At 64.5% G+C, this 961-nt stretch carries 2 protein-coding genes; both read left to right on the top strand.

What is annotated here, in order from left to right; translation table 11 throughout:
• Positions 1-193: phosphoketolase family protein (locus BG61_RS38615; protein ID WP_035943722.1), on the top strand; the 193-nt coding region annotated here is incomplete at its 5' end.
• 21 nt (positions 194-214) lie between these two features.
• On the top strand, positions 215-961 hold a 747-nt coding region (locus tag BG61_RS38620; protein ID WP_035943723.1), incomplete at its 3' end, for a glycogen/starch/alpha-glucan phosphorylase.

The raw sequence follows: 961 nt of genomic DNA on the forward strand, positions 1-961 counted from the left end.
CGAACTCGCGATCCTCAATCAGGTCGATCGCTTCAATCTGGTCATCGATGTTCTGGACCGCGTGCCGCGGCTACAGGGCAGAACCGCGCATCTCAGGGAAGACATGAAGAACGCCATCATCAGTCACCTGAACTACGCGCACACGTACGGCATCGACCGCGCCGAGATCACCGACTGGGTGTGGCCTGACTGACCGCCCCCGAGGGAAAAGACCATGGCCGCCGCCCCGACCGCCAACGCATTTCGCAGCGCCGAACCCGCGCGAAGCGGACTGGATGCCGACGCATTGCAGCGCGACGTCATCGACAACCTCATCTGCCTGCAGGCCCGCTATCCGGCCATCGCCACCCCGCACGACTGGTACATGGCACTTGCTTACAGCGTGCGCGACCGCATGCTGGCCCGCTGGGTGGCGACCGTTCAGGCCTATGCCGCACGCGAGGTGAGGGTCGCCTGCTATCTCTCCGCCGAGTTCCTGATCGGGCCGCAGCTCGGCAACAACATCGTCAATCTGGGCATCGAGGCCAATGCGCGCGCAGCCATGCAGGCGCTCGGCCAGGACCTCGACATGCTGCTCGCGCTGGAGGAAGAGCCGGGGCTTGGCAACGGCGGGCTCGGGCGGCTCGCCGCCTGTTACATGGACTCGCTCGCCACACTCGAAACACCGGCGATCGGCTACGGCATCCGCTATGAGTTCGGCATCTTCGATCAGGCGATCCGCGACGGCTGGCAGGAGGAAGTCACCGACAAGTGGCTGCAGAAGGGCAATCCGTGGGAAATCGTGCGCCCGGACGTGACGTTCTATGTGTCCTTCGGCGGACGCACGGAGAGCCAGACCGACGCGCAGGGCCACCTTCGCATGCGCTGGATACCGGCGAACAAGGTCAAGGGTGTGGCCTGCGATATCCCGACACTCGGCTTTCGCGTCAACACGTGCAACACCCTGAGGCTGTGGAAGAGC

The organism is Caballeronia glathei, from assembly GCF_000698595.1.
In the GTDB taxonomy this organism is placed as follows: Bacteria; Pseudomonadota; Gammaproteobacteria; order Burkholderiales; family Burkholderiaceae; genus Caballeronia; species Caballeronia glathei.